Annotated in this window: 12 protein-coding genes; 6 read left to right on the top strand and 6 right to left on the bottom strand. The window is 59.3% G+C overall.

Translation table 11 applies throughout. The features are described 5' to 3' along the window. The 6 genes from ABF824_RS06860 to metH all read right to left on the bottom strand — a co-directional run. The coding region (locus tag ABF824_RS06860) for a glycoside hydrolase family 5 protein (protein WP_415487380.1) at positions 1 to 909 on the bottom strand (909 nt) is incomplete at its 3' end. Between the two features lies 1 nt (position 910). Then, positions 911 to 3823 carry an excinuclease ABC subunit UvrA gene (gene uvrA / locus ABF824_RS06855; RefSeq protein WP_415487378.1) on the bottom strand — a complete coding sequence of 971 codons (2913 nt, stop codon included), beginning with the start codon at positions 3821 to 3823 and terminating at the stop codon, positions 911 to 913. A 74-nt stretch (positions 3824 to 3897) separates the two neighbouring features. Further along, positions 3898 to 4263, bottom strand: a complete 366-nt coding sequence (locus tag ABF824_RS06850) for a hypothetical protein (protein ID WP_415487376.1) — start codon at positions 4261 to 4263, stop codon at positions 3898 to 3900. Positions 4264 to 4374: 111 nt separating this feature from the next. After that, positions 4375 to 5106 carry an SDR family NAD(P)-dependent oxidoreductase gene (locus tag ABF824_RS06845; RefSeq protein WP_415487374.1) on the bottom strand — a complete coding sequence of 244 codons (732 nt, stop codon included), beginning with the start codon at positions 5104 to 5106 and terminating at the stop codon, positions 4375 to 4377. A 232-nt stretch (positions 5107 to 5338) separates the two neighbouring features. Next, complete coding sequence (locus tag ABF824_RS06840; protein ID WP_415487372.1) at positions 5339 to 7318, bottom strand: multicopper oxidase family protein; 1980 nt, start codon at positions 7316 to 7318, stop codon at positions 5339 to 5341. A 394-nt stretch (positions 7319 to 7712) separates the two neighbouring features. Continuing rightward, positions 7713 to 11228, bottom strand: coding sequence for a methionine synthase (metH, locus tag ABF824_RS06835; protein ID WP_415487370.1), 3516 nt, complete (start codon positions 11226 to 11228; stop codon positions 7713 to 7715). Between the two features lie 207 nt (positions 11229 to 11435). Between metH and ABF824_RS06830 the strand changes: the two genes are divergently transcribed. The 6 genes from ABF824_RS06830 (at position 11436) to ABF824_RS06805 (ending at position 22261) form a co-directional block, all read left to right on the top strand. Then, positions 11436 to 11858 carry a hypothetical protein gene (locus ABF824_RS06830; RefSeq protein WP_415487368.1) on the top strand — a complete coding sequence of 141 codons (423 nt, stop codon included), beginning with the start codon at positions 11436 to 11438 and terminating at the stop codon, positions 11856 to 11858. A 320-nt stretch (positions 11859 to 12178) separates the two neighbouring features. Further along, on the top strand, positions 12179 to 14341 hold the full coding sequence (locus ABF824_RS06825; RefSeq protein ID WP_415487384.1) for a peptidase domain-containing ABC transporter: 2163 nt from the start codon (positions 12179 to 12181) through the stop codon (positions 14339 to 14341). A gap of 3 nt (positions 14342 to 14344) precedes the next feature. Next, complete coding sequence (locus tag ABF824_RS06820) at positions 14345 to 15802, top strand: HlyD family type I secretion periplasmic adaptor subunit (RefSeq protein WP_415487366.1); 1458 nt, start codon at positions 14345 to 14347, stop codon at positions 15800 to 15802. Positions 15803 to 15978: 176 nt separating this feature from the next. Beyond that, a complete protein-coding gene (locus ABF824_RS06815) occupies positions 15979 to 17808 on the top strand; it encodes a tetratricopeptide repeat protein (RefSeq protein ID WP_415487364.1) in 1830 nt (609 codons plus the stop codon). After that, entirely contained in the window at positions 17801 to 21028 is a 3228-nt protein-coding gene (locus ABF824_RS06810; RefSeq protein ID WP_415487362.1) for a glycosyltransferase, read from the top strand. The genes ABF824_RS06815 and ABF824_RS06810 overlap by 8 nt, the downstream gene beginning before the upstream one ends. 108 nt (positions 21029 to 21136) lie before the next feature. Beyond that, positions 21137 to 22261 (top strand): hypothetical protein, encoded by a 1125-nt coding sequence (locus tag ABF824_RS06805; RefSeq protein ID WP_415487360.1) that lies wholly within the window; start codon positions 21137 to 21139, stop codon positions 22259 to 22261. Positions 22262 to 22331: the final 70 nt, after the last annotated feature.

Below are 22331 nucleotides of genomic sequence, written 5' to 3'. Positions count from 1 at the left end.
GAGCGGCCCACCCGCCCAGTAAGTCCATCCAGCCCAATGGTCACGACTTTCTTTCAGATAACTGGCGACCTTTGCCAGAGCCTGAAGACATTGAGGATCACGGCTGGCTCCAAACTCACCAAGAAAACCTTTGACGTTATGCGCCTTGAACCAGTCTGTTGCGGGCGCCAGCCGGGCAACCGCCTGATCAGGAGAGACGCAGTCAGGTTTGGTGCCTGAAGCATCACCATCGAAATATTCGTGGACCTCAAACAGCAAGTCATTCTGCGGATCATGAAGGGAAATAAGAGCATCGCCATTGTCGTGAGGGAGATGCTGCGCTGAATCCCATTTTATGCCTGAAACAAGAATGGTGTTTTTTGCGCCAGCATTGCGGATAGCAGTAATGGCCAACTGTTGAATATCCGCCCATGCCTGGGCAGACGAAAGTTTTGGCTCATTCATGAGGCCAAAAAAAACATTCCTGTCGGAAGCAAATGTTTTCGCCAGACGACGCCATAAATCGGCAAAAGCCTGTGGCGAGACATCGGGAGATCCGATCTGTTGGCCTCGGTAGTTGCCGTAATTATGCAGATCGATGATTGTTTTCGCACCGGATTTTTGCGCCGATTCAACAAACTGCTGTATCCGGAGCAAATAATTTTTATCGAGCGGACCATTCAGGGTCGGTTGGAGACGTTCCCATAGAATGGGAAGGCGAAAGATGTTGGCACCCCGTTGTGTGTAATAGTGGATGACGCTGTCTTTTGGAAACAGATAGTCATAGCCATAACGACCGGGGATTTTTCCAGAGGCAAAAGCTGCACTCGGAAGGTTTACACCTCGAAATGTCTGCGCATGACCGTTTCCGATCGAGGCGCCGAGAATGCCTGCCGCAGCAAGAATTCTGAGGAAATTTCCTGTCCGCACGTCATCCTCCTTTTTTCTTCCGCCGTGTTGTGCCTGTCTTTTTTGGAGAAGTACCTGCCTGTGTGAGAAGGGGAGCGAGGAAATGGCCGGTATGGCTTGCCTTGCAGGCTGCAATGTCTTCCGGTGTGCCTTCAGCGACCACGGTGCCACCACCACTGCCGCCTTCCGGTCCGATGTCTATGATCCAGTCAGCGGTTTTGATCACTTCGAGATTATGCTCGATCACGACCACCGTATTGCCCTGATCCACCAGTGCATGCAGCACTTCCAGTAGCTTGCGCACATCCTCAGTATGCAGACCCGTAGTGGGTTCGTCGAGAATATACATCGTGCGCCCCGTCGCTCTGCGTGCCAGCTCTTTCGACAGTTTGACACGCTGCGCTTCACCGCCAGAGAGGGTGGTGGCCTGCTGGCCCAGAGCAACATAGCCCAGTCCGACCTTCTGCAGGATGGCGAGACGGTCACGAATACGCGTCTGAGCCTCGAAGTAGGGAAGGGCCTCGTCCACGCTCATGGCGAGGACATCGGCAATGGATTTTCCCTTGAACTTCACTTCCAATGTTTCGCGATTATAACGGGCACCTTTGCAGGCATCACAGGTGACAAACACATCGGGGAGGAAGTGCATTTCAATCTTGATGACACCATCACCCTGACAGGCTTCGCAGCGACCGCCCTTCACATTGAAGGAGAAGCGACCGGGCTTGTACCCCCGCGCGCGGCTTTCAGGAAGTTCCGCGAACCAGTCACGAATTGGCGTAAACAGATCTGTATAGGTGGCTGGATTGGAACGTGGTGTCCGACCGATCGGTGACTGATCAATGTCGATGATCTTGTCGAGTTGCTCAATACCATCGACTTCTTCACAAGGAGCAGGTGTTTGCGAAGATCCCATCAGGCGACGAGAAAGTGTCTTGTATAGCGTGTCGATCACCAGCGTCGATTTGCCACCGCCTGACACGCCGGTCACGCAGGTGAAGGTGCCGAGGGGGAATTGAGCCGTCACGTTCTTCAGATTGTTGCCTGTAGCACCACGAACTGTGACAATTCGCTTGGGATCGACCGGTCGCCGTTCTGTCGGCACTTCAATGCGTTTGCGCCCCGAAAGATAGGCGCCGGTCAGGCTGTCCGGACATTTCGCCACTTCGGCTGGCGTGCCACATGCGACAACAGTTCCGCCTTTCACGCCCGCACCCGGCCCCATATCCACCAGCCAGTCCGCACTGCTGATGGCGTCTTCGTCATGCTCGACAACGATCAGGGTATTTCCAAGAGATTTCAGATGCTGCAATGTCCCGAGGAGACGTTCATTGTCCCGCTGATGCAACCCGATAGAGGGCTCGTCCAGCACATACAGAACCCCCGTCAGACCGGAACCGATCTGGCTTGCCAGACGGATGCGCTGGCTCTCGCCTCCTGAAAGAGTGGCGGACCCTCGTGAGAGAGTCAGATAATCTAGACCGACATCCACAAGAAATTTCAGGCGATCATTGATTTCTCGTAGAATACGTCGGGCGATTTCCGCACGCTGCGGTGTCAGTGTGGGGAGAACGTTTTCAAACCACTCATGCGCTTCACGGATCGAGAGATCGGATGCCTGCGCGATGTTGGAGCCTGCAACCCTGACGCACAGCGCTTCAGGTTTCAGGCGCGCACCATGACAGACATGGCATGGTTTCTGTGCCTGATAACGTGAAAGTTCTTCTTTCTGCCAGATACTGTCCGTATTGCGCAGGCGTCTCTGGAGGCTGGCGACAGCACCTTCAAAAGGTTTTGTCAGCGTATGGGATTTTCCGCCATCACGGTAGACGAAATGTACATCCTCATCCGTTCCGTCCAGAATGACCTGCTGCGCTTCTTCTGGAAGATCGCGCCACGCCGTGTCCATGCTGATTCCGAGATGCTTTGCCACGCTCTGCAACGTCTGCTCGTAAAGCGGCGATTTATCATTCCGCCACGGAGCGATGGCGCCTTGCGCCAATGACAGCCGTTCGTCTGGCACGATCAGGCGCGGATCGAAAAATGTTTCGCTGCCAATGCCGTCACAGGCAGGACAGGCGCCCTGCGGGGCGTTGAAGGAAAAAAGGCGAGGCTCGATTTCTTCCAGCGTGAAACCGCTTTCCGGACAGGCGAAGCGGGAAGAAAAGACCGTGCGTTCGGCAGGCTCAGCGCTGTCACGCTTCACTTCTTCCGAGTAGACAATGCCATCGGCAAGGGCGAGGGCGGTTTCGAAACTGTCGGCCAGTCGGGTTTCAATGCCGGGTTTGACCACAATCCGGTCCACCACGGCTTCGACCGTATGGCGCAGCTTGCGGTTGAGATTAGGCACTTCCTCAATTTCATAGAGTGTGCCGTCAACTTTCACGCGAGAGAATCCCTTGCGCTGAAGTTCGGCCAGTTCCTTGCGATACTCGCCCTTGCGGTCGCGTATGACAGGCGCGAGCAGCATCAGCCGCGTGCCTTCCGGCATGGCCATGACGCGGTCCACCATCTGGCTCACGGTCTGCGCCTCAATCGGCAGGCCCGTGGCCGGGGAGTAGGGAACGCCTGCCCGCGCCCAGAGCAGACGCATGTAATCATGAATCTCTGTCACTGTGCCTACGGTTGAACGCGGGTTTTTGGACGTCGTTTTCTGCTCGATCGAGATCGCTGGCGACAGGCCTTCGATCGAATCCACATCCGGCTTGCCCATGAGTTCGAGGAACTGTCGGGCATAGGCGGACAGACTCTCGACATAGCGACGCTGCCCTTCGGCGTAGATCGTGTCGAACGCCAGAGAGGATTTGCCCGATCCGGAGAGGCCCGTAATGACGGTCAGCTGATCGCGCGGAATATCCACATCGACTGATTTGAGATTGTGAGCACGCGCGCCCTTAACGCGGATGGCTGGGCCTGAAACGGATTTGGCGTTCATCGTCCGGTCGGGTGTCCTTATGGTATGACACCTCAATATAGGACGATGCTGCGAGATTTACAGGGCGGCCGTTATTATCGCCGATGGGGGAGAGCGCCAATATTGCCTGCGCCAGTGTTGCCATAGCCCACATTGCCGGCCCCGGTGTTGCCCCAGCCGACACCGCCCTGCATGACGCCGGGAGAAGAGGGAGCCGTCTGCCCTCCCTGTGTGGAGGAACCTACCGCATTGTTGCCAGCGGCGTATCCACTGTTGCCGCCCATCATCCCCGGAGAGATGATGACCTGCGTGGGGGGAGGCGGATAATTCTCATAACTCTCAACAGGGGCGTTGGCCGCCGCACTGTTGGAATAGTCCCAGTGACCGCCACTATTCTGCCCTGAGGAGGCGGAGTAATCCTGCGCGAAAGCGGGGAGCGCCGTCAGGGTCATCCCTATCATCAGACCAAAAATTATCCGCATGCCCCATCCTCCATCCATGTGCGTTCAGGAGGACAGAGCAAAGCGGATTATGGTTCATAGAAGGTTGACGACGACGAAGCCTCCCAGTCGTCAGGCGGTCAGACCACCATCGACGCTCAGCGCCGTGCCGGTGATGTAGGAAGCCTCTTCACTGGCGACAAAGCCGACCAGATCGGCGACATCCGTGACCTTGCCATAGGCTGGAATGGCCAGAACCGCACGCAAGCTCTCGCTGGCTGCGCCATCAGCCGGATTGAGTTCCGTGTCGATCGGGCCGGGCTGGATGACGTTGACGGTGATGCCCTTCGGTCCGACGTCCCGCGCGAGACCTTTTGCAAAACCGACAAGACCAGCTTTCGTGGCAGCGTAAACCGAGATGCCCGGCAATGGCACACGCTCACCGAATGCGGAGCCGATCAGGATGATCCGGCCACCCTTGGTCATGATTTTTGCGGCTTCAATGGCTTCGATCATCACGCCACGCAGATTGAGATCCAGCGTGCGGATGATGTCTTCCAGCTTCAGCGTGTCCGGGCCGCCGTAGGGATAGGCGCCCGCATTGCAGACGAGCGTGTCGAGACGACCGAAATGCTTGACCACTTTCCCGATCAGGGCGGTGTTGTCTTCCACCTTGCCGCTGTCGGACTGGATGGCTAAGGCGCGACGCCCGAGCTTTTCCACCGTGTCCGTCACGCTTTTCGCGGCTTCCGCATTGCGGGCATAAGTGATGGCGACATCAAAGCCGTCTTTTGCCAGACGCTCGGCAATGGCGCGACCAATGCCGCGACTGCCGCCTGTGACAAGAGCCACTCGATTTGTCATGAAAAACTCCTTACGGGTCAGAACCTGATACGACGAGCGCGTGGATCGCCTGTATGCGTGTCAGCACCGCTATCATGGGCGGTCAGTTTTCTGCAAAAGGCCTCTTCCCTGAAAAGGGCCGGTTCATATGGGAATATCGGCAAGCGGGGCGGTCTTCACCAATATGTGTCCGGTTTCGCCAAACATCTGCGAGACGTGATGAAGTGCTCTATCACGCCTCGCAAAACATGCTTCACATGGTCCCGGACATGCTGGCGTCTGACATTGCGTCCATATCGTCTTCCGCCTTCCTGACCGAGACATAGGTCATCATCCCCTGATCTTCATGATCGAGAATGTGGCAATGCAGCATGGCGTCCCCCGGGAAGTCGGCATACTGCGTGCGGACAACCGTTTCAAAACCCGGTTTCACGAACAGTGAATCCCGGAAAACGTGATACTGATCGCAGAATTCCGGACTGTAGCTGCTGTTTTCCGTTCCATCCGCATCTTTCAGACGATATTTGAGCTTGCACGTGTGGTCGTCGGTGAAAATTGATTCTCCCGTGCTTGTGTCAACAATATCCATGATTTCCACCGGATTGACGTGGATATGGAACACATGCTGCCCGGCGGTCGTGCCGGTGCCCATCGTGCGTGTGCCGATGCGCCATTCATCCACGTCGCCCAGTCGGACCTTGTAGATATGCGTGGGATCCATGCTGAATGGCAGTGCGGTCACGCCATCGACGCTCACCAGCGTGTTCTGGACGAGACCGATCATGCCGTTGATGCTTGTGTCCGGCATCGGCTGGCCGGGGGGTAGTGAAGCTCCATCCGCCAGCGGCATCGTCAAGGCGGCGAAATACGCCGTAGGCGAATGGGTCACGGTCAACGAGGAGAGATCGCTGCCCGGCACGCCACCCGGTGGGAAGAAGGCGAAATCCGTCAGATCGAACCGCGCCAGACGGGCGCGGACAAACATGGGCAGCCCTTCCGAACCCTCGAGAAACAGCTGACGGATGCGTGTATCTTCATCGGAAGATGTTTCACGGCCCCAGCTCTCGGCTTTGACCGAAACGACGGCAATTATGGAGGGTGATTTCCCCTGTGGGCGCGACTTGTAGGGAACGACGGTGTTGAGCGTGCTCCCACCCTGATCGATCACGCAGTAAAGTCCCGGCTTGCGGAAGCTGACCAGTACATCGCTACGCTGCCCCGGATAGAGATAATTGATGCCTTTGCGTGAAATGTCGCGACGTGTCAGCCCGTCTTCAGCAATTTCATACTGGCCGACGACAGCGCCATCGCAGGTCATGGCGTTCCCTGAATTGCGGGCATAGGCGGGAATGTTCAGATTGCGGGTTTTTCCATTGCCTGAGCGGGCCTGCACGATCTGCACGTTCAACGTGTCATGAACGCCGCCTGCAATCATGCGCCAGCGCTCCACGTCTCCAGTATGGGCTTCAAGAACGGGCTGGGTCTGACCGTTCACAAGCGTATAGCGTTGCGACAGACTCCAGGCGTCACGTTGCGTTCCGTCAGCGTCCGTACGACTGCTGATGAACTGGCTGCGAAAATTCTCGACGCCGCCTTCAGCATTGGCGGGACACGTCCACACGCCTGTGTTGCTGTCCTGAAGAAGCGTCTTGTGGTCAGCGTCGCTGAAACATCCATACGGAATCTGCTCGAAAAGCATGATCCGATCGGTGACGGGATTGCCATAGCGGTCGTGCAGCACGGTATCGATGTCCGCTACGCCCCCATTTCTGGCCCGATCTGCATAGCGGCGCTGTCCCCGAACGATCAGCGCACCTTCCTCGCCGCTGGCCACGCCTATGGACGTCGCACCATGCTGATGGGCGTGGTACCAGAATGTGCCGGCAGGATGTGTGTCGGGAATGGCGTATTGATAATTCCATGTGCCGCCATCAGGCAGAATGGAATGCATGACATTGTCGGCATGACCTTCCGGCGACACATGCATGCCGTGCAGGTGCAGGTTCTGTCTGTTGAAACAGGACGGTGTATTGATCGGCTTCGAACAGTCGGCATCGGGTTCGGACGGAAGATCGTTATGAAGATCGATCCGCAGTTCATCACCCGGAGAAACGACGATGGTGGGGGCCGCCAGACAACCGTTATAGGAACGCAGCTTTACAGAGTCGTATCTGTTTTCAGAAGGATTCCATATCCGGTTGCGCGAGTAGGCCAGCTCGAGATCGGCGCTCACGACCTTGCCGGATCGCAGGACCGCGTCAGAACCGCAGGAGGAGTGCGGCGCGCTCTGGTGGGAATACCAGTAGTATGGATAGGCAGGTTCCCTGAACCTATGGGCTTCCGATGGAAAATCTCGATCCCGCAGGTCTGGTAACGGGCGTTGGGCATGCGTTGGAGCAGATACAAAAGAAAGTAGCGCGGAGCAGGAAAGCAGCCCCGCCCGACAGAATGTTCGCAACATCAAGCAAAACCCACAGAACTTTCATCGTCGTGCGTCTGGCAGACGATTTCCGCTGGCGGGTTTTAGTGGCGTTCCATGAGTCACTGAGTGACAGTTCAATGATATTATTATGAAAGGGCGTCGAATACGGACGTCATCCTCGGGGGGATTCTCCCGAGGATAGTTCTTACACCGTGAAGTATTTCGCCCGTGGGTTCAGGATCACCAGCGCTGAAGTCGACTGCTCAGGATGCAACTGATAGCCGTCCGACAGCGACACGCCGATCTTCTCCGCATCCAGCAGCTTCAGGATCGGTTCCTGATCTTCCAGACGCGGGCAGGCAGGATAGCCGAACGAATAGCGTGAGCCGCGATAACCCTGCGACAGAAGCTTGTCCATATCGCGGGCATCCTCACCCGAGAACCCGAGTTCAGCGCGGATGCGCTTGTGCGTATATTCCGCCATCGCCTCGGCTACCTCGACAGACAGGCCATGCAGATAGAGGTAGTCCTGATAACGGTTTTCCTCGAACCACTCGCGGGCCATGTCGGAGGCTTTCTGCCCGACCGTCACCACCTGCAACCCGATCACGTCACGCTCGGCGTCATCCACATCTCGCACGAAATCGGCAATGCACTCGCCGTCCTCACGCGGCTGACGCGGCATGGTGAAGCGGGCCACTTCGGTTTGTCCGTCTTCCGCAAACAGGATCAGATCGTTCCCCTGTCCGGCCGCCTTCCAGTAACCATAAGCGGCACGCGGTTTGAGAATATCCTCCGCTTCGCACAGCGTCAGCATCCGGCGCAGCACGGGACGCAGTTCCTGACGCGCCCAGCTCAGGAAATCCTCCAGCGTGCGGCCCTGCTTCTTGAAGCCCCACTGGAACTGATAGAGTGAGCGTTCATTGAGGAACGGCAGCACCGCGTTGGTCTCGGCCTCGACCACACGCGGTCCCCAGAACGGCGGCTTGATGACCGGCTCATCCTTCGTGATCCGACGACGACGCGCCTGCGCGGCGGCCACATCCACCAGCCCGAACCCGCGCTCCTCGGCAGCTTCCGGCGTGCGCGGCGTAGCGCGTTTCGCCTTGCCTTCACGCCGCTTGGCGATGGCGGCTGCATAATCGTCGAACTTGCCCTGCGCGACCACATCCATCAGCGAGAGACCGTCGAACGCATCGCGGGCATAGGCCACACGACCATGCGTGCCATAGGCGGCGGCGCAGTCGTCCTCGACATAGTTGCGGGTCAGCGCCGCGCCCCCGAGAATGACCGGAAGCTCGATCCCCTGCCGGTCGATCTCCTGAAGATTCTCGCGCATGATGACCGTGGACTTCACCAGCAGCCCGGACATTCCGATCGCATCCGCCTTCTCGGCGCGGGCGGATTCGATCATGTCCGCCACCGGCACCTTGATGCCGAGATTGACCACCCGATAGCCGTTGTTGGTCAGGATGATGTCCACGAGATTCTTGCCGATATCGTGCACGTCGCCCTTCACGGTCGCCAGCACAATCGTGCCGCGCGCCTGTCCTTCGACACGCTCCATATGCGGCTCAAGCCAAGCGACCGCGGCCTTCATCGTCTCGGCGGACTGAAGCACGAACGGAAGCTGCATCTTGCCGGAACCGAACAGTTCGCCCACCACCTTCATGCCGTCGAGCAGCACGTTGTTGATGATGTCGATCGGCGGCATCTCCTTCATGGCTTCCTCAAGGTCGGCCTCAAGCCCCTTGCGGTCACCATCGACAATCCGGTCCTTCAGACGCTCCGGTGCGGTCTCGGCCTTCGCCTTCTTCGCGACATCAGCCGCCTTGCGCCCTTCAAAGAGCGACAGGAACTTCTGGAGCGGATCGTAGTCCTCCGAACGACGGTCGAAGATCAGGTCTTCCGCGACCTTCACTTCCTCGGCGGGAATCAGATGCAGCGGCCGGATCTTGGACACATGCACGATCGCGCCCGTCATGCCCGCCTTCACGGCATGATCGAGGAACACCGAGTTCAGCACTGCGCGGGCCGCCGGGTTCAGGCCGAAGGAGATGTTCGACAGGCCGAGGATGATCTGAATGTCCGGGAACTTCTCCCGGATCATGCGGATGCCTTCCAGCGTCCACTGCCCCAGCTTGCGATCATCTTCCACGCCAGTGGCGATGGTGAAGGTCAGCGGATCGATCAGCAGGTCCGACTGCGGCAGGCCATACTGGTCACACGCGAACTCCACCAGCCGCGAGGCGATGCGGAGCTTGTCTTCCGCCGTCTTCGCCATGCCGACCTCGTCGATGGTCAGCGCCACGACGGCCGCGCCGAACTTGCGGGCCAGCTTCATGCGGTCGTGAGCAATCGCCTCGCCATCCTCGAAGTTGATCGAGTTGATGATCGGCTTGCCGCCATGCAGCTTCAGCGCCGATTCGATGACCGGCGTTTCCGTGGAGTCGATCACCAGCGGCGCGTTCACCGATGAGGTGAAGCGGCGGATGACCTCGTCCATCTCCGCCTTCTCGTCACGTCCGACGAAAGCCGTGCAGACATCCAGCGAGTTCGACCCTTCCGCAACCTGCTCACGCCCGACAGCGACGCAGCCATCCCAGTCATGCGCTTCCTGAAGCTCGCGCCACTTCTTCGATCCGTTGGCGTTACAGCGTTCGCCGATAGAGAAATAAGCGTTTTCCTGACGCAGCGGCGTCTGGCTGTAGAGGCTGGCGACGGACGGCACCCATGTCGGGTTGCGCTTCGTCGGCGCGGGACGGTGCTTTCCAGACGGCGCACGGCTCCGCAGCATGGCGTCGAGGGCCGCGATATGCGGCGTGGACGTGCCACAGCAACCGCCGATCATGTTCAGCCCGTCTTCAATGATGAAGCGCTCCATCCACAGCGCCATCTCTTCCGGGCTGAGCGGATAGTGCGTCTGGCCGTTGACCAGTTCCGGCAGACCGGCGTTCGGCAGCACGGAAATCAGGCGCGGCCAGTTCTCGGCCAGCCAGCGGACATGCTCGGCCATCTCCTGCGGACCCGTGGCGCAGTTCAGCCCGATCAGATCGACATCGAGGCTCTCCACCACCGTCGCGGCAGCGGCGATGTCCGGACCGACCAGCAGCGTGCCGGTGGTCTCGACCGTGACCTGCACGAAGATCGGGGTGTTCACGCCCATCTCGGCGCGGGCGATCTTCATGCCGTTGACGGCCGCCTTGATCTGGAGTGTGTCCTGACAGGTCTCGATCAGGAAGGCATCGACGCCACCCTCGATCAGTCCACGCCCCTGCTCGGCCAGACCGGCTTCCAGCGTGTCATAATCAATGTTGCCAAGTGAAGGCAGCTTGGTGCCGGGACCGATGGAGCCGAGCACGTAACGATGACGCTCGTCATCGAACTGGTCGGCGGCCTCACGCGCCAGCGTGCCGGCAATGCGGTTGATCTCGCGGGCACGGTCCTGAAGATCGAACTCCGCCAGCGTGATCGGAGACCCGCCGAAGCTGTTGGTCTCCACCATGTCCGCCCCAGCCTCGAAGTAGCCGCGATGGATTTCGCGCACCAGTTCCGGCCGCGACAGGTTGAGGATCTCGGTGCAGTTCTCCTGCCCCCAGTAGTCCCGTTCGGTCTCGAGATCGAGTGCCTGCACGCGTGATCCCATACCGCCGTCACACAGCAACACCTGTTCCTGCAGGGCTTCGAGCAGCGGGGGACGGGAAGAGCTTGAGGAGGTCATTTATGGACTACCGGATATTCGGAGGGTGCATTCCGCAACGCGGGAGGGACGGCGGTTATTCCAGAGCCAGAGAGCGCTGTCCAGAAAAGAGCGTCAGACCTCTTCCATTCAGACCGTCAGGGACTGAGACTATAAGGGAAGTCACTCGTCATAATGCCCATGCAATACGACCGGATGAGTGCGGATAGTGTACACAAGGATTCTTCAGTGATTTCTCTGAATGTTATTACACCGGAAGAGATTGTCAGCTGGAATCCTGCGCGGCGCTCTGAGAGCCTGTTGCTTGTACCAGCGGATATGGAGATTGCTCCGCCGGTCGGCTGGCTGGAAATCGCGCGTCTGGAGAAGGGCAGTTTACCTGCTTCTCCTGTTTTTTCGGCTTCCCGGTTTGTATCTGACGACAGGGCTGGCGAGGATGCACGCCATGGGGCCGCGTGCGTCTGTTGTAATGGAAGGTCGGCTCTGGTCACCCGCCTTCTCCTGATTTATCAGGAACGTGCGCGGGGGAGCCGTGCTTTCTTTCGCCACATTGCTCTCGTTGTTTCGCGCGACCAGCGGACTGTCGTTCTGGAGGCGCTTCGGGCTGATGAAATTGTTTGCAGTCTGTTCACGCCGGAGACGGAAGAGTAACTAAAAATCATTTTTCATACGATAGACATGATCCTGTTTCACGCAGTCATCAGGGGCTTGAGAGGAGTTCCGGGGCTGTAACGTGCTACTTCGGGTGCAGTCTTTGCGCGGTTTATGTGATAGAGGCCGTTCAGCGTTTTCCTGCGGGGTAAAACGCAGGCCAGTTTTATAGAGGACTATCTGTGGCTCCAGTCGATAACGTGCACGACGCCCCCGGCTCGGACGGGCATCCCCACGGAAACAATCAGGGAAACGCGGTCGGTGCAGCAGGCAGGCCGGAAGAGAGACCGGCACCTTCTCTGATCCGTCTCCGTGCCGTGATCGCTGCCGCCCACTTCCACGGTCTTGAACTGGATGTGCAGGATTTCATTGGCGAACCGGGCGAGAGCAGCCCTTCGCCCGCCACGTTGGCCCGCTGGCTGAACGAGCAGGGCGCCGTGGCGAAAGGGATGCGCATCAAGTGGCGCTATCTCATCAAGATGAGCAACTCGCCGCCGATCGTGCTGATGTTCCGGGATGGTTCCGCAGCATTGATGATCAACGCCGATCCGACACGTGGCGTCGTCTGGCTGCGTGATCCGATGGCGGATGAGGGCGCGACGCCCGTTCCTGTCGACGAGATGCGCCTTGGTCAGGTGTGGACGGGCGATATCCTGCTCATCAAGCGGCGTCGCGATCAGTCCGAAGCCGATGCGCCAATCAACGCCTCCTGGCTGGCCAAGATGGTGCTGCGCGAAAAGAAGTCGCTGCGTGACATCGCCATTGCTTCCATGACGCTCAGTATCCTCCAGATATTCCCGCCGTTGATCGTCATGCAGGTCATCGACCGCGTGGTGAACAACCGCTCCATGGCGACGCTCGTGTCGATCACCGCCATCGTGCTGGTTCTCTCTTTCTATGAAGTTCTGCTGTCCTACGGCCGCCGCGAACTGACGCTGGTGCTGACCACGCGTATCGACACGCGTATCTCGCTGCACATCTTCTCCCGTCTCCTTGCCTTGCCGCTGGAGTTCTTCGAGCGACAGCAGGCCGGTAATGTCATCGGTCGTGTCATGGCGATCTACAAGGTCCGTGACTTCATGACCGGGCGTCTCATGTCGACCTTCCTCGACATGTTCACACTCGTCGTCATCCTGCCATTCCTCTTCTATCTCAGCTCCACGCTGGCATGGATGACGGTGGCGGCATCCGGTCTGATCGGTCTGCTCGTTGTGATCTTCATGGGGCCGGTGGGGCGCCAGTTCGGCAAGCTGATCCATGCTGACATGCAGCGCTCTGGCGTCATGTATGAGACGATCGCAGGTATCCGCACCATCAAGACCCTGGCGCTGGAGAATGCCCGTAAGCAGGAGTGGGATCAGCGCACGGCGGATGTCGTGCAGGCCAAGCTCGATGTCGGTCGCATGTCCAACTGGCCATCCACACTCAGCATGCCGCTGGAAATGTTCATCAGCCGCGGCATCATCCTTGTGGGTGCCTATCTCGTTCTTGAGGGAAGTTCCTCGGTCGGCGCCGGCGCGCTGGTGGCCTTCATGATGCTCGGCACGCGTGTCGCATCGCCGCTGACCAATCTGGCCAAGCTGCTTGATGACATGAACGAGGTCACCACGTCGCTCGGTGAAGCGGGAACCGTCCTTAACCAGCCGACGGAAACCAAGGCGCTGACGACCGGCATGCGTCCGAAGATCAAGGGCGCCCTGTCCTTTATCGACGTGAACTTCTCCTATCCGGGTTCGACCGCCAAGGCTCTGAACAATGTGAGCTTCGAGGTTCCGGCGGGCACCATGCTCGGACTGGTCGGACGCTCCGGCTCCGGTAAGTCGACCATTACCCGTCTGCTTCAGGGTGTCAGCCGGTCCTATACCGGCTATCTGAAGCTCGACGGCGTTGACCTGCGTGAAATCAATCTGCACCATCTGCGCCGCTCGTTCGGCGTCGTGCTTCAGGATAACTTCCTGTTCCGTGGCACCATCCGGGAGAACATCACCGCCGGTCGTCCCGGCCTGACGATTGACGATGTGGTGCGTGCCGCCCGTCTTGCTGGTGCGGAAGAGTTCATCGAACGCATGCCTGCCGGTTACGAGACCTTCATTGAAGAAGGCTCCACCAACATTTCCGGGGGCCAGCGGCAGCGTCTGGCCATTGCCCGCGCCGTCATCTCCGATCCCAAACTGATGATTCTCGATGAAGCGACATCAGCGCTGGATCCGGAGAGTGAAGCACTGGTGAACGCCAATCTGGAACGGATCGGCAAGGGGCGCACAATGGTCATTGTGTCGCACCGTCTTTCGTCCCTCGTTAACTGTGACCAGATTCTCGTCATGGAGCGCGGTCAGGTTGCTGATATTGGCCCGCATGAGGTTCTGCTCGAACGCTGTGCGATCTATCGTACCCTCTGGATGCAGCAGAACCGTCATACATCCAGCCGGTCGAGCAATGGTGGGGCCGCCGCCGATGCACCTCTCATCGCTGAAGGAGACTGACCAATGACCTCACAAGATGTCGTGCCGGCCTCTTCGGACGGTGAAGAAAAGAAGCCACGGGACTTCCTCCCGGAGGCGACCGACCCGTTTGCTCCCAATGATCTGCCGCCAGCTCTGCTGGAGTTTCACTCCCCGAGTGCGGCGCTGGTCAACATGCCGCCGACGCCTTCGGCGCAGTATATTACATGGCTTGTTGGTGCGCTCACGCTCACCAGCGTGATTGTCATGACGGTCTTTCCGTTGAATCGTGTGGTGACGACGCCTGGCAAGATCGTCTCCACGCAGGACACACTGGTGGTGCAGCCGCTGGAAACGTCCATCATCCGCAGCATCGATGTTCATGAGGGAGATTTCGTTCATAAAGGACAGATTCTCGCCCATCTCGATCCGACCATCACGGATGCCGACATCGCCAACATGAAGGGGCTGACGGACAGCTATTCTGCTGAAGTCGATCGTCTCACCGCTGAAGCGGAGGGACGTGATTACGTGCCGGACCCGTCCAATCCCTCCTCCGTGCAGCAGGCAGCGAACTACCTCCGTCGCAAGGCCGAGTTCGATGCCAAGGTAAACAACTATCAGGAGCAGCTCGCTTCGCAGACGAGCGATCTTCGGGGTTATCAGGCAAACGCTGCCATGTATGCCGCGAAAGCAAAGGTCGCGCGTGATGTGCATGCCATGCGTCTGCGTCTGCAGCAGGATCAGGTGGGCAGCCGCCTTTCCACGTTGGGCGCGCAGAGCGAACTGATGGAAAATGAGCGTTCGGAGATTTCGGCCCAGCAGCAGGCGACCAGCAGCCGCAGCAAGATACTGGCGCTGACAGCCGAACGTCAGGCCTATATCGAAACGTGGAAGGCACAAATCTATCATGATCTGAGTGACGCCCAGCGCAAACTTTCGGACGCTTCGAGCAGCTACCAGAAAGCGAAGCTGCGCAAGAGCATGACGACGCTGAAGAGTGGCGAGGATGCGATCGTCCTCAACATTGCCAAACTCTCTGTCGGCTCGGTCATTTCGGCAGGCAACGAGTTTCTGACGCTGGTTCCGGTCGGGAGCGGGCTGGAAGTCGAAGCGCGTCTGGAGGGTTCACAGGCTGGCTTCGTGCAGGTCGGCAACAAGGCGCTGCTCAAGTTCGCGACTTTCCCGTTCGCGCAGTACGGCGGAGCGGAAGCGACAGTTCGTGAGATTTCGGCAGACTCGTTTGCCGCACAGGCAGGACGTGCCTCGTCCGGTGCAGGCGCGAGCGCATCCCAGTCGGATGATCCCGCATCGGCTTCTCAGTCCTATTATCGTGTCCGTCTGCGCGTTGATCGCTACACGCTCCACGGTGTCCCGTCTTTTTTCCATCCTCACCCCGGCATGCCGGTCACGGCCGATATTCAGGTGGGCAAGCGGACGGTCATGCAGTTCCTGCTCAACAGTATCATGCCGCTCGTCACGGATGGTATGAGAGAGCCATAAATCCCTGTTTTTCTTCCTGCGCTGGTGTCTGGTGAGCCAGATTGCCAGCACAGGAAACTCAGGTATCGGGACAGGATGTGGCAAACAGACATTTCTTTTCCTACATCCTGTTCTGTAATCCTGAATTGAGGCGCACCGTTTATCGAGGCCTGCGCCATGTCTGAGGAGGACTGACGTTGAGTCTGATTTCGCGCCTCTTTACCCGTCGCACCCCTGAAAAACGACTCGAACACGGTCTTCAGCTCATTGAGGAAGAAGACTTTGCTGGTGCTTTCAGCGAGATCAGCGCCGCCGCCCAGACTGGCCTGCCTGAAGCCCAGTTTCGGCTGGGGAGAATGTATCTCGACGGAATTGGCGCGCCACGTGATCTGGTCGAGGGTGGTCGCTGGTTGCGTCGGGCTGCTCAGGCCGGATGGGTGGAAGCCCAGTTCCTGCTTGCGACACTTTATCTCGTAGGCCTGCCTGAAGCCGTCGAGAACGATACGTTCGAACTCGCCGATGTCGCGCAGAACGTGACAGGCACGCCGAATTATCCGCGCGCGATGCACTGGGCGAAACTGGGTGCGGAACAGGGTTCCCCGGATGCTCAGGCCCTTTACGGCTATATTCTGAGCGCCGGACCAGAGTCCCTCCGTAACCAGAACGAGGCTTTGGTCTGGTATGGCAAAGCAGCCGAAGCCAACTGTCCGCAGGGCCATCTTGGACTGGGTCTGGCAGGTCTGCATTCCGCCGAGTCGGATGAAGAACTTGCGAAGGCGATCGGGCATCTGAAAATCGCCGCCGATGCCAATGTCGGCTCGGCGCTCTACCTCATGGGTATCGCCTATGAGCGTGGGTCTGGTGTTCCGTACGATCTCGAAGCCGCCGTCACCTCTTATGGCAAGGCGGCGGAACTCAATGTCCGCTCGGCGCAGGCGCGTTATGGTCTGGCGCTCATCGAAGGGCGTGGCGTCGAGCGCAATATCTCCCGTGGCGAAACATGGCTGCGTAAAGCCGCGCTTCAGGGTGATCTCGAAGCCGCTGCCCTTCTTGGCGATATCTATGCGCGTGGTGGCGATCTTGCGCCGAATTATCTCGAAGCCGCAAACTGGTATCGTACTGCTGCGGAAGGGGGGCACGCCGCCGCTGCTCGCGCCATGGGACTGCTGTACATCACCGGCGCAGGCGTCAATCGCGATGAGGAAGAAGCGGCGAAATGGTTCCGGCTCGCTGCGCAGAATGGGGATTCCGCCGGTTCAGCCGATCTTGGCAACCTCCTGCTGATGGGAGGCGGCACCACGGAAGACAGAATGGCGACACGCCTCCTGTATGAAAAGGCGGCCCATTCGGGCGATCTCATCGCGGCATTCAACTTCGGTGTCTGTCTGGCGGAGGGCGTGGGCGTCGAAGCGGATGAAGAGCAGGCCGCGCAGTGGATGCGCAAGGCTGCTGAGGGCGTGGTCAACGCCCAGTACTGGTACGGCAAGATGTTGCGGGAAGGCCGCGGTGTTCCCGCCAATCCGGAAGAGGCTCGCGAATGGATTCGCAAGGCCGCCTCCGAAGGTATGGTGGATGCCGAGCATTATTACGCCCAGATGCTGGTCAAGGGAGAGGGCGGTCCCGTCGATCATGCCGAGGCGCTTGTCATGTTCGAACGCGCGGCGCAGGAGAACCATGTTCCCAGCATGTTCGCCGTAGGCGCCATGCTGGGCGGGGGGCATGATGTCCCCGAAGACCGTGAAAAGGCGTTCTCCTGGTTCCTGAAGGCGGCCGAACAGGGGCATCCTTTCGCGCAGATCATGGTGGGGCGTTATCTCACGCGGGGGCTTGCGGGGCGGACTGATATGGAAGAAGGCGTCCGCTGGTACAGAACGGCCGAAGCGCAGGGGTCGAATGAAGCGGCGTTTGAACTGTCGCAACTTATAAACGAGCTGAAACAGGCTGCTGAAGCGCAACAGGCCGCAGCCACACAGAAGCCGGAAGGTGGCAAGGATATGCCCTCAACCGCCGCCCAGTCCGTTGGCTAGGAAGAAGCCTTCTTCCGTCGGGGCATCCCGAAAAAGGACGGAACAGAGCGCGGCGGAGGCTCTGTCCGCTGAAGTCCGCTCCAAAGAGGCATCCGCTACCCGTCCAGCCGGTCTGATCACGCCGGAAGATCGGGCGACATGGGAAAAATGGGCCTCGGAGCAGGCGCAGACCGCCTTTCGCAAGGGTGAAGCCTGTCTTTCTTCTGGGGATGCACCGGGCGCTCTGATGTGGCTGGAGCGTGCGCATCGCATGGCGGTGGATAGCCCCAATGTGGCGCTGTTGCTGGCGCTCGCCCGACAGGCCTGCGGTTACAGAGCGGAAGCCATTGCCGTGCTGGCGCCGCTGGCCGCGAAATACGATAGCGGCCAGATATGGCTGCTGCTGGCAAGTGCGCGGCTCGTCGCCGGTGAAGGCCATGTGGCGGCATATGATCTGCGTCGCGCTCTTTCAGCGACGGTCTGCACGAAAGAGACCGTCCGACTCGCTGATCAGATCACGAAAACGCTTAATCTGGCTGGATGGTGCGCACTGGATGTGAGTGGCGCGATCCGGCTTGGCGGCACAGTGCGAAACATGATGTCGGAAAAGACGTCAGGGCGGCGCAAAAGCGGCTGGCAGGAACGTCTTTGCGTGACAGTGAACGGCGCTGAGAAAGCATTCACATGGGATGGAGACTGCCTCCGCTTCACACAGGGCGAATCGTTCTGGTCTCTCGATAGGGTGGAGGTGTCTCTTGATGGCGAGCCGCTTGTTGGCAGCCCCTTACATCCCGCTACAGCCAGGCGCGTTCAGGGTGCAGTCAGGGCGGAGAAAGATGGGTTGGGCGGCTGGGCCTGGTTCCCCGCCAATCCGGATGAGGCACCAGTGCTGCGGATTCTGGATGGTGCCGGTCGCTGCCATCTCACCTTCACGGCGGAACAGGCTTCGCCAGAGCCGAGCGCCCATGTGCCTCTGGCACGTTATCGCGCCATTTCCGTGCCCTTCGATGTGTTGCCGGATGGGGTGGTGCATGTGGTCGACCATACCGGGCGTGATCTGACAGGCAGCCCGATTGATCCCGGTCTCGAGCGACGCGCAGGCCGCTGGGCGCTGGAACAGGCCCGTTATGCCAGTATGGGAACGATACCGCCCGCGTCCGTCGCGTCTCCTTTTCTGCCTGTGGATGTCAGGTCACCTCCAGCCATGGAGGCGCAGACTTTGGAACGGTCTGACGCCCCCATCCTGATCGTCATTCCTGTCTATCGGGATGTGCCGCGCACGCGGGACTGTCTCCGAAGCGTGCTGGCGTCGTTGCCGGAGGCGTCGCGCAACAGTCCGCGTGTGCTGGTGATCAATGACGCGTCCCCTGATCCCGATATGGAGTCGTTGCTGCGCACTGTGGCGAAGGATACGCGCGTTACTGTCCTCACCAACGAGACCAATCGCGGTTTCGTCGTGTCCGCGAATCTAGGCCTGCAGGCGGCTCTTTCGGCAAAGCCCCGGCCGCGTGATGTGGTGCTGCTCAATAGCGATACGCTCGTGGCGGGAGAGTGGCTGGACGAGTTGCGGACCGTTGCCTACAGCGCCCCCGATATCGGCACTGTCACGCCGCTCTCCAATGACGCGACGATTTTCTCCTACCCCTCACTGACCGCAAATCCTGTTCCTTCTGTTGCGTTGACATCGAAACTCATGACGCTGGCCCGCGCGGCCAATGGCGGCGTCGCAGTCGATGTGCCGACGGGACATGGATTCTGTCTCTATCTACGTCATGACTGTCTCAGCCAGACCGGGCTGTTGCGTGCCGATCTGTTCGCACAGGGCTATGGCGAGGAAAACGATTTCTGTCTGCGTGCCCGTCAGGCTGGCTGGCGGAATGTCGCGGCGCCCGGCGCATATGTCGCGCATGTGGGTTCGGTGTCGTTCGGTGCGACAAAAGACGCACTGCTCAGGCGGAATGCGGGTGTGATCAACCGCCTGCATCCCGGTTACGACGCGCTGATCGCTGAATATATCGGGTCTGATCCGCTGTTCGAGCCGCGTCGCCGGATTGATCTGCTGCGCTGGCGACAGGAAGCGCGTCGTCATGCGCGAAGCGGAAAAGGCCCGGTGGTCCTGCTGGTCACGCATGATTACGGCGGCGGTGTCGAGCGCGTGGTCAAGCGGCGTGCGGTCGAACTGACCGAAGCGGGAATGCGCCCGATCATGATCCGTCCGGTCAGAGGCGGCTGTCGCATCGAAGGCTGGCGTGGGGAAGAGGATGATACGACCCCGCCGTTTTCCAACCTGCGTTTTTCCCTGCCGGACGAATGGTCGCGGCTGCTGCGGCTCCTGACGGCGGACCCGGTGGACCATATCGAGTGGCATCATGCCAGCGGTCACCATATGGCCATGCGGGAACTCGCAAACGTTCTTGATGTGCCATACGACGTTTATGTACATGATTATATCTGGTTCTGCCCGCGCATCACGCTGATCGGCGTGTCAGGACGTTATTGCGGCGAGCCGGAGATCAATGCCTGCGAGCGGTGCGTGAGTGTGCTGGGCCGCAAGGTCGAAGACGAGACACCGCTGGCGGCGTATGTCGCGCGTTCAGCGGAGGAACTGGCGGCGGCGCGGAAGGTGATTGTGCCGTCGGAGGATGTGGCAAAACGGATGCGCCGTCACTTCCCCGGTCTTGCTCCCCATGTCGCTCCGCTGGAGGATGATCGACCTTCTCTCTCGCTTGAGCGTTTCAGCGCATCGTTTCGTGCGGGAAAGTCTTATCCTGTGACGGGGATACCGCGTGTGGCAGGGCGCTGTCGCATCTGCGTGGTGGGGGCGATCGGACAGGAAAAGGGGTATGACGTCCTGCTGGCGGCGGCCGAGGATGCCGCATTGCATGACAGACCCATCGAATATGTGATCATCGGCCATACGCCGGATGACGATGCGCTGATGGCGACCGGGCGTGTGCATGTGACAGGTGCCTACCGGGAAGAGGGCGAGGCTGTTGCTCTCATCAGGGCCATGCAGCCGGATTATGGGTTTGTTCCCTCCGTATGCCCCGAAACATGGTGTTTTACGCTTGGCGTGGCGTGGCATGCCGGGATGCGGGTGGCGGCATTCGATCTGGGAGCTGTTGCTGACAGGATACGCACAACAGGAAGAGGATTTATCATGCCTGTCGGTGTATCGGCGGAGCAGCTTAACGTGATATTGATCTCTGCCTGTCAACAGCATCAGGGAAGGTTATCCTGAGAAAGAACGTAAAACCAAAGTAATACCAGTCGTTCCAGCCCTGTCATTGTAGGCGGTGCCGCCGGAATATCTGCAATATCATCGAATTAAATGTACGGAACCGATTTGATGTCCCAGAGTGGCCAGTCTCCAGCACAGAACCGCGTCCAGGACCTGAAAGTATCAGGTCATCTCATGACGCTTGATCAGGGGTTGTTCTGCGTTTTTCATATGCCCTCCCAGGAGCCTCCGAGCCCTCGTGGACTGCCGGGCGTCCGGATCACCCAGCCGCCTGTGGCGAATGGCAATGTGAGCATCTCCACTTTTGACGAGAGTGGCTGGCTTGGCGGCTCCAACAATGCCGCGCTGATTCGTGTGACGCAGGGACCGGTGCAGGTTCTGGTTACAGTTTATCAGGAACCCAACAGCCCGCATGAAGCGCCACGGTTACAGGTGCTCAGACTGAGCGATGCCGGAGCGTCTGCTCCGGTGCAGAACGTGGCTCCACAGGCTGCGGCAGCACCAGCGCCGATGGCACCAACAGCCACCGCGCCCGCCGCTTCGGGTCAAAAGTGCGAGGTCGCCGCTCATGTGCAGCGCCGGGGCGATGTTGGCACCATGCTTGGTGAGTGGATGGGCGTTCCCGGAAGCCGCGCCTGGATCGAAGGATTCGGTATTGCGCCGACGCATCTGATTACACCGGAAGACATCGAGTATCAGGCGGTTCTCGGGAAAGGCTGGCTTTCGCCTTGGACTGAAGGCGGCAAATATTGCGGTAGCCGCGGTATGGCGCTGCCCATTCTGGGTCTGCGCGTTCGCCTGAAAGGGGAAGCTGCGGAAAACTATTTCTGTGAGCTGGAAGCCACCTTCACGGACGGCACGACAGTCGGGCCGGTTGATGAGGACGAAGCGGTGGAAGCCGAGAGCCTCGCCCCGCTGGAAGCGTTCCGTGTGACAATCGTGCCGCGTGACGCCGCCGCATTGCAGGCGGTCGAGGAACTCGAAGAGGCGCTTGAGGAAGATCTCGCATTCCTTGAAGAGGAAGAAGAAATCGTAGCGCCGCCCAAGAAGCGGGCGGGCCGTCCACGCAGCACGACGAAAGCTGTTCCAGCCAAGAAGGCCGCAGCTACGCCGGCGGCGAAAAAGGCCACCGCAAAGGCTCCGGCAGCCAAGAAGGCACCTACGCCAGTGGCCCGCAAAAACTGGGGCAAAACCACAAAAGCCACTACGGCACGGAAAACAACGCGCCGTTAAGCGTTCTGGGCTGTGAGGGAATGTCTCTCACAGCCCTTTTTACGTCTCTCTGTTCTTTCCGGCTCATGCT

This window comes from Acetobacter sp. (assembly GCF_047721705.1).
GTDB lineage: Bacteria > Pseudomonadota > Alphaproteobacteria > Acetobacterales > Acetobacteraceae > Acetobacter.
This window is presented reverse-complemented; position numbering and strand designations above follow the sequence as displayed.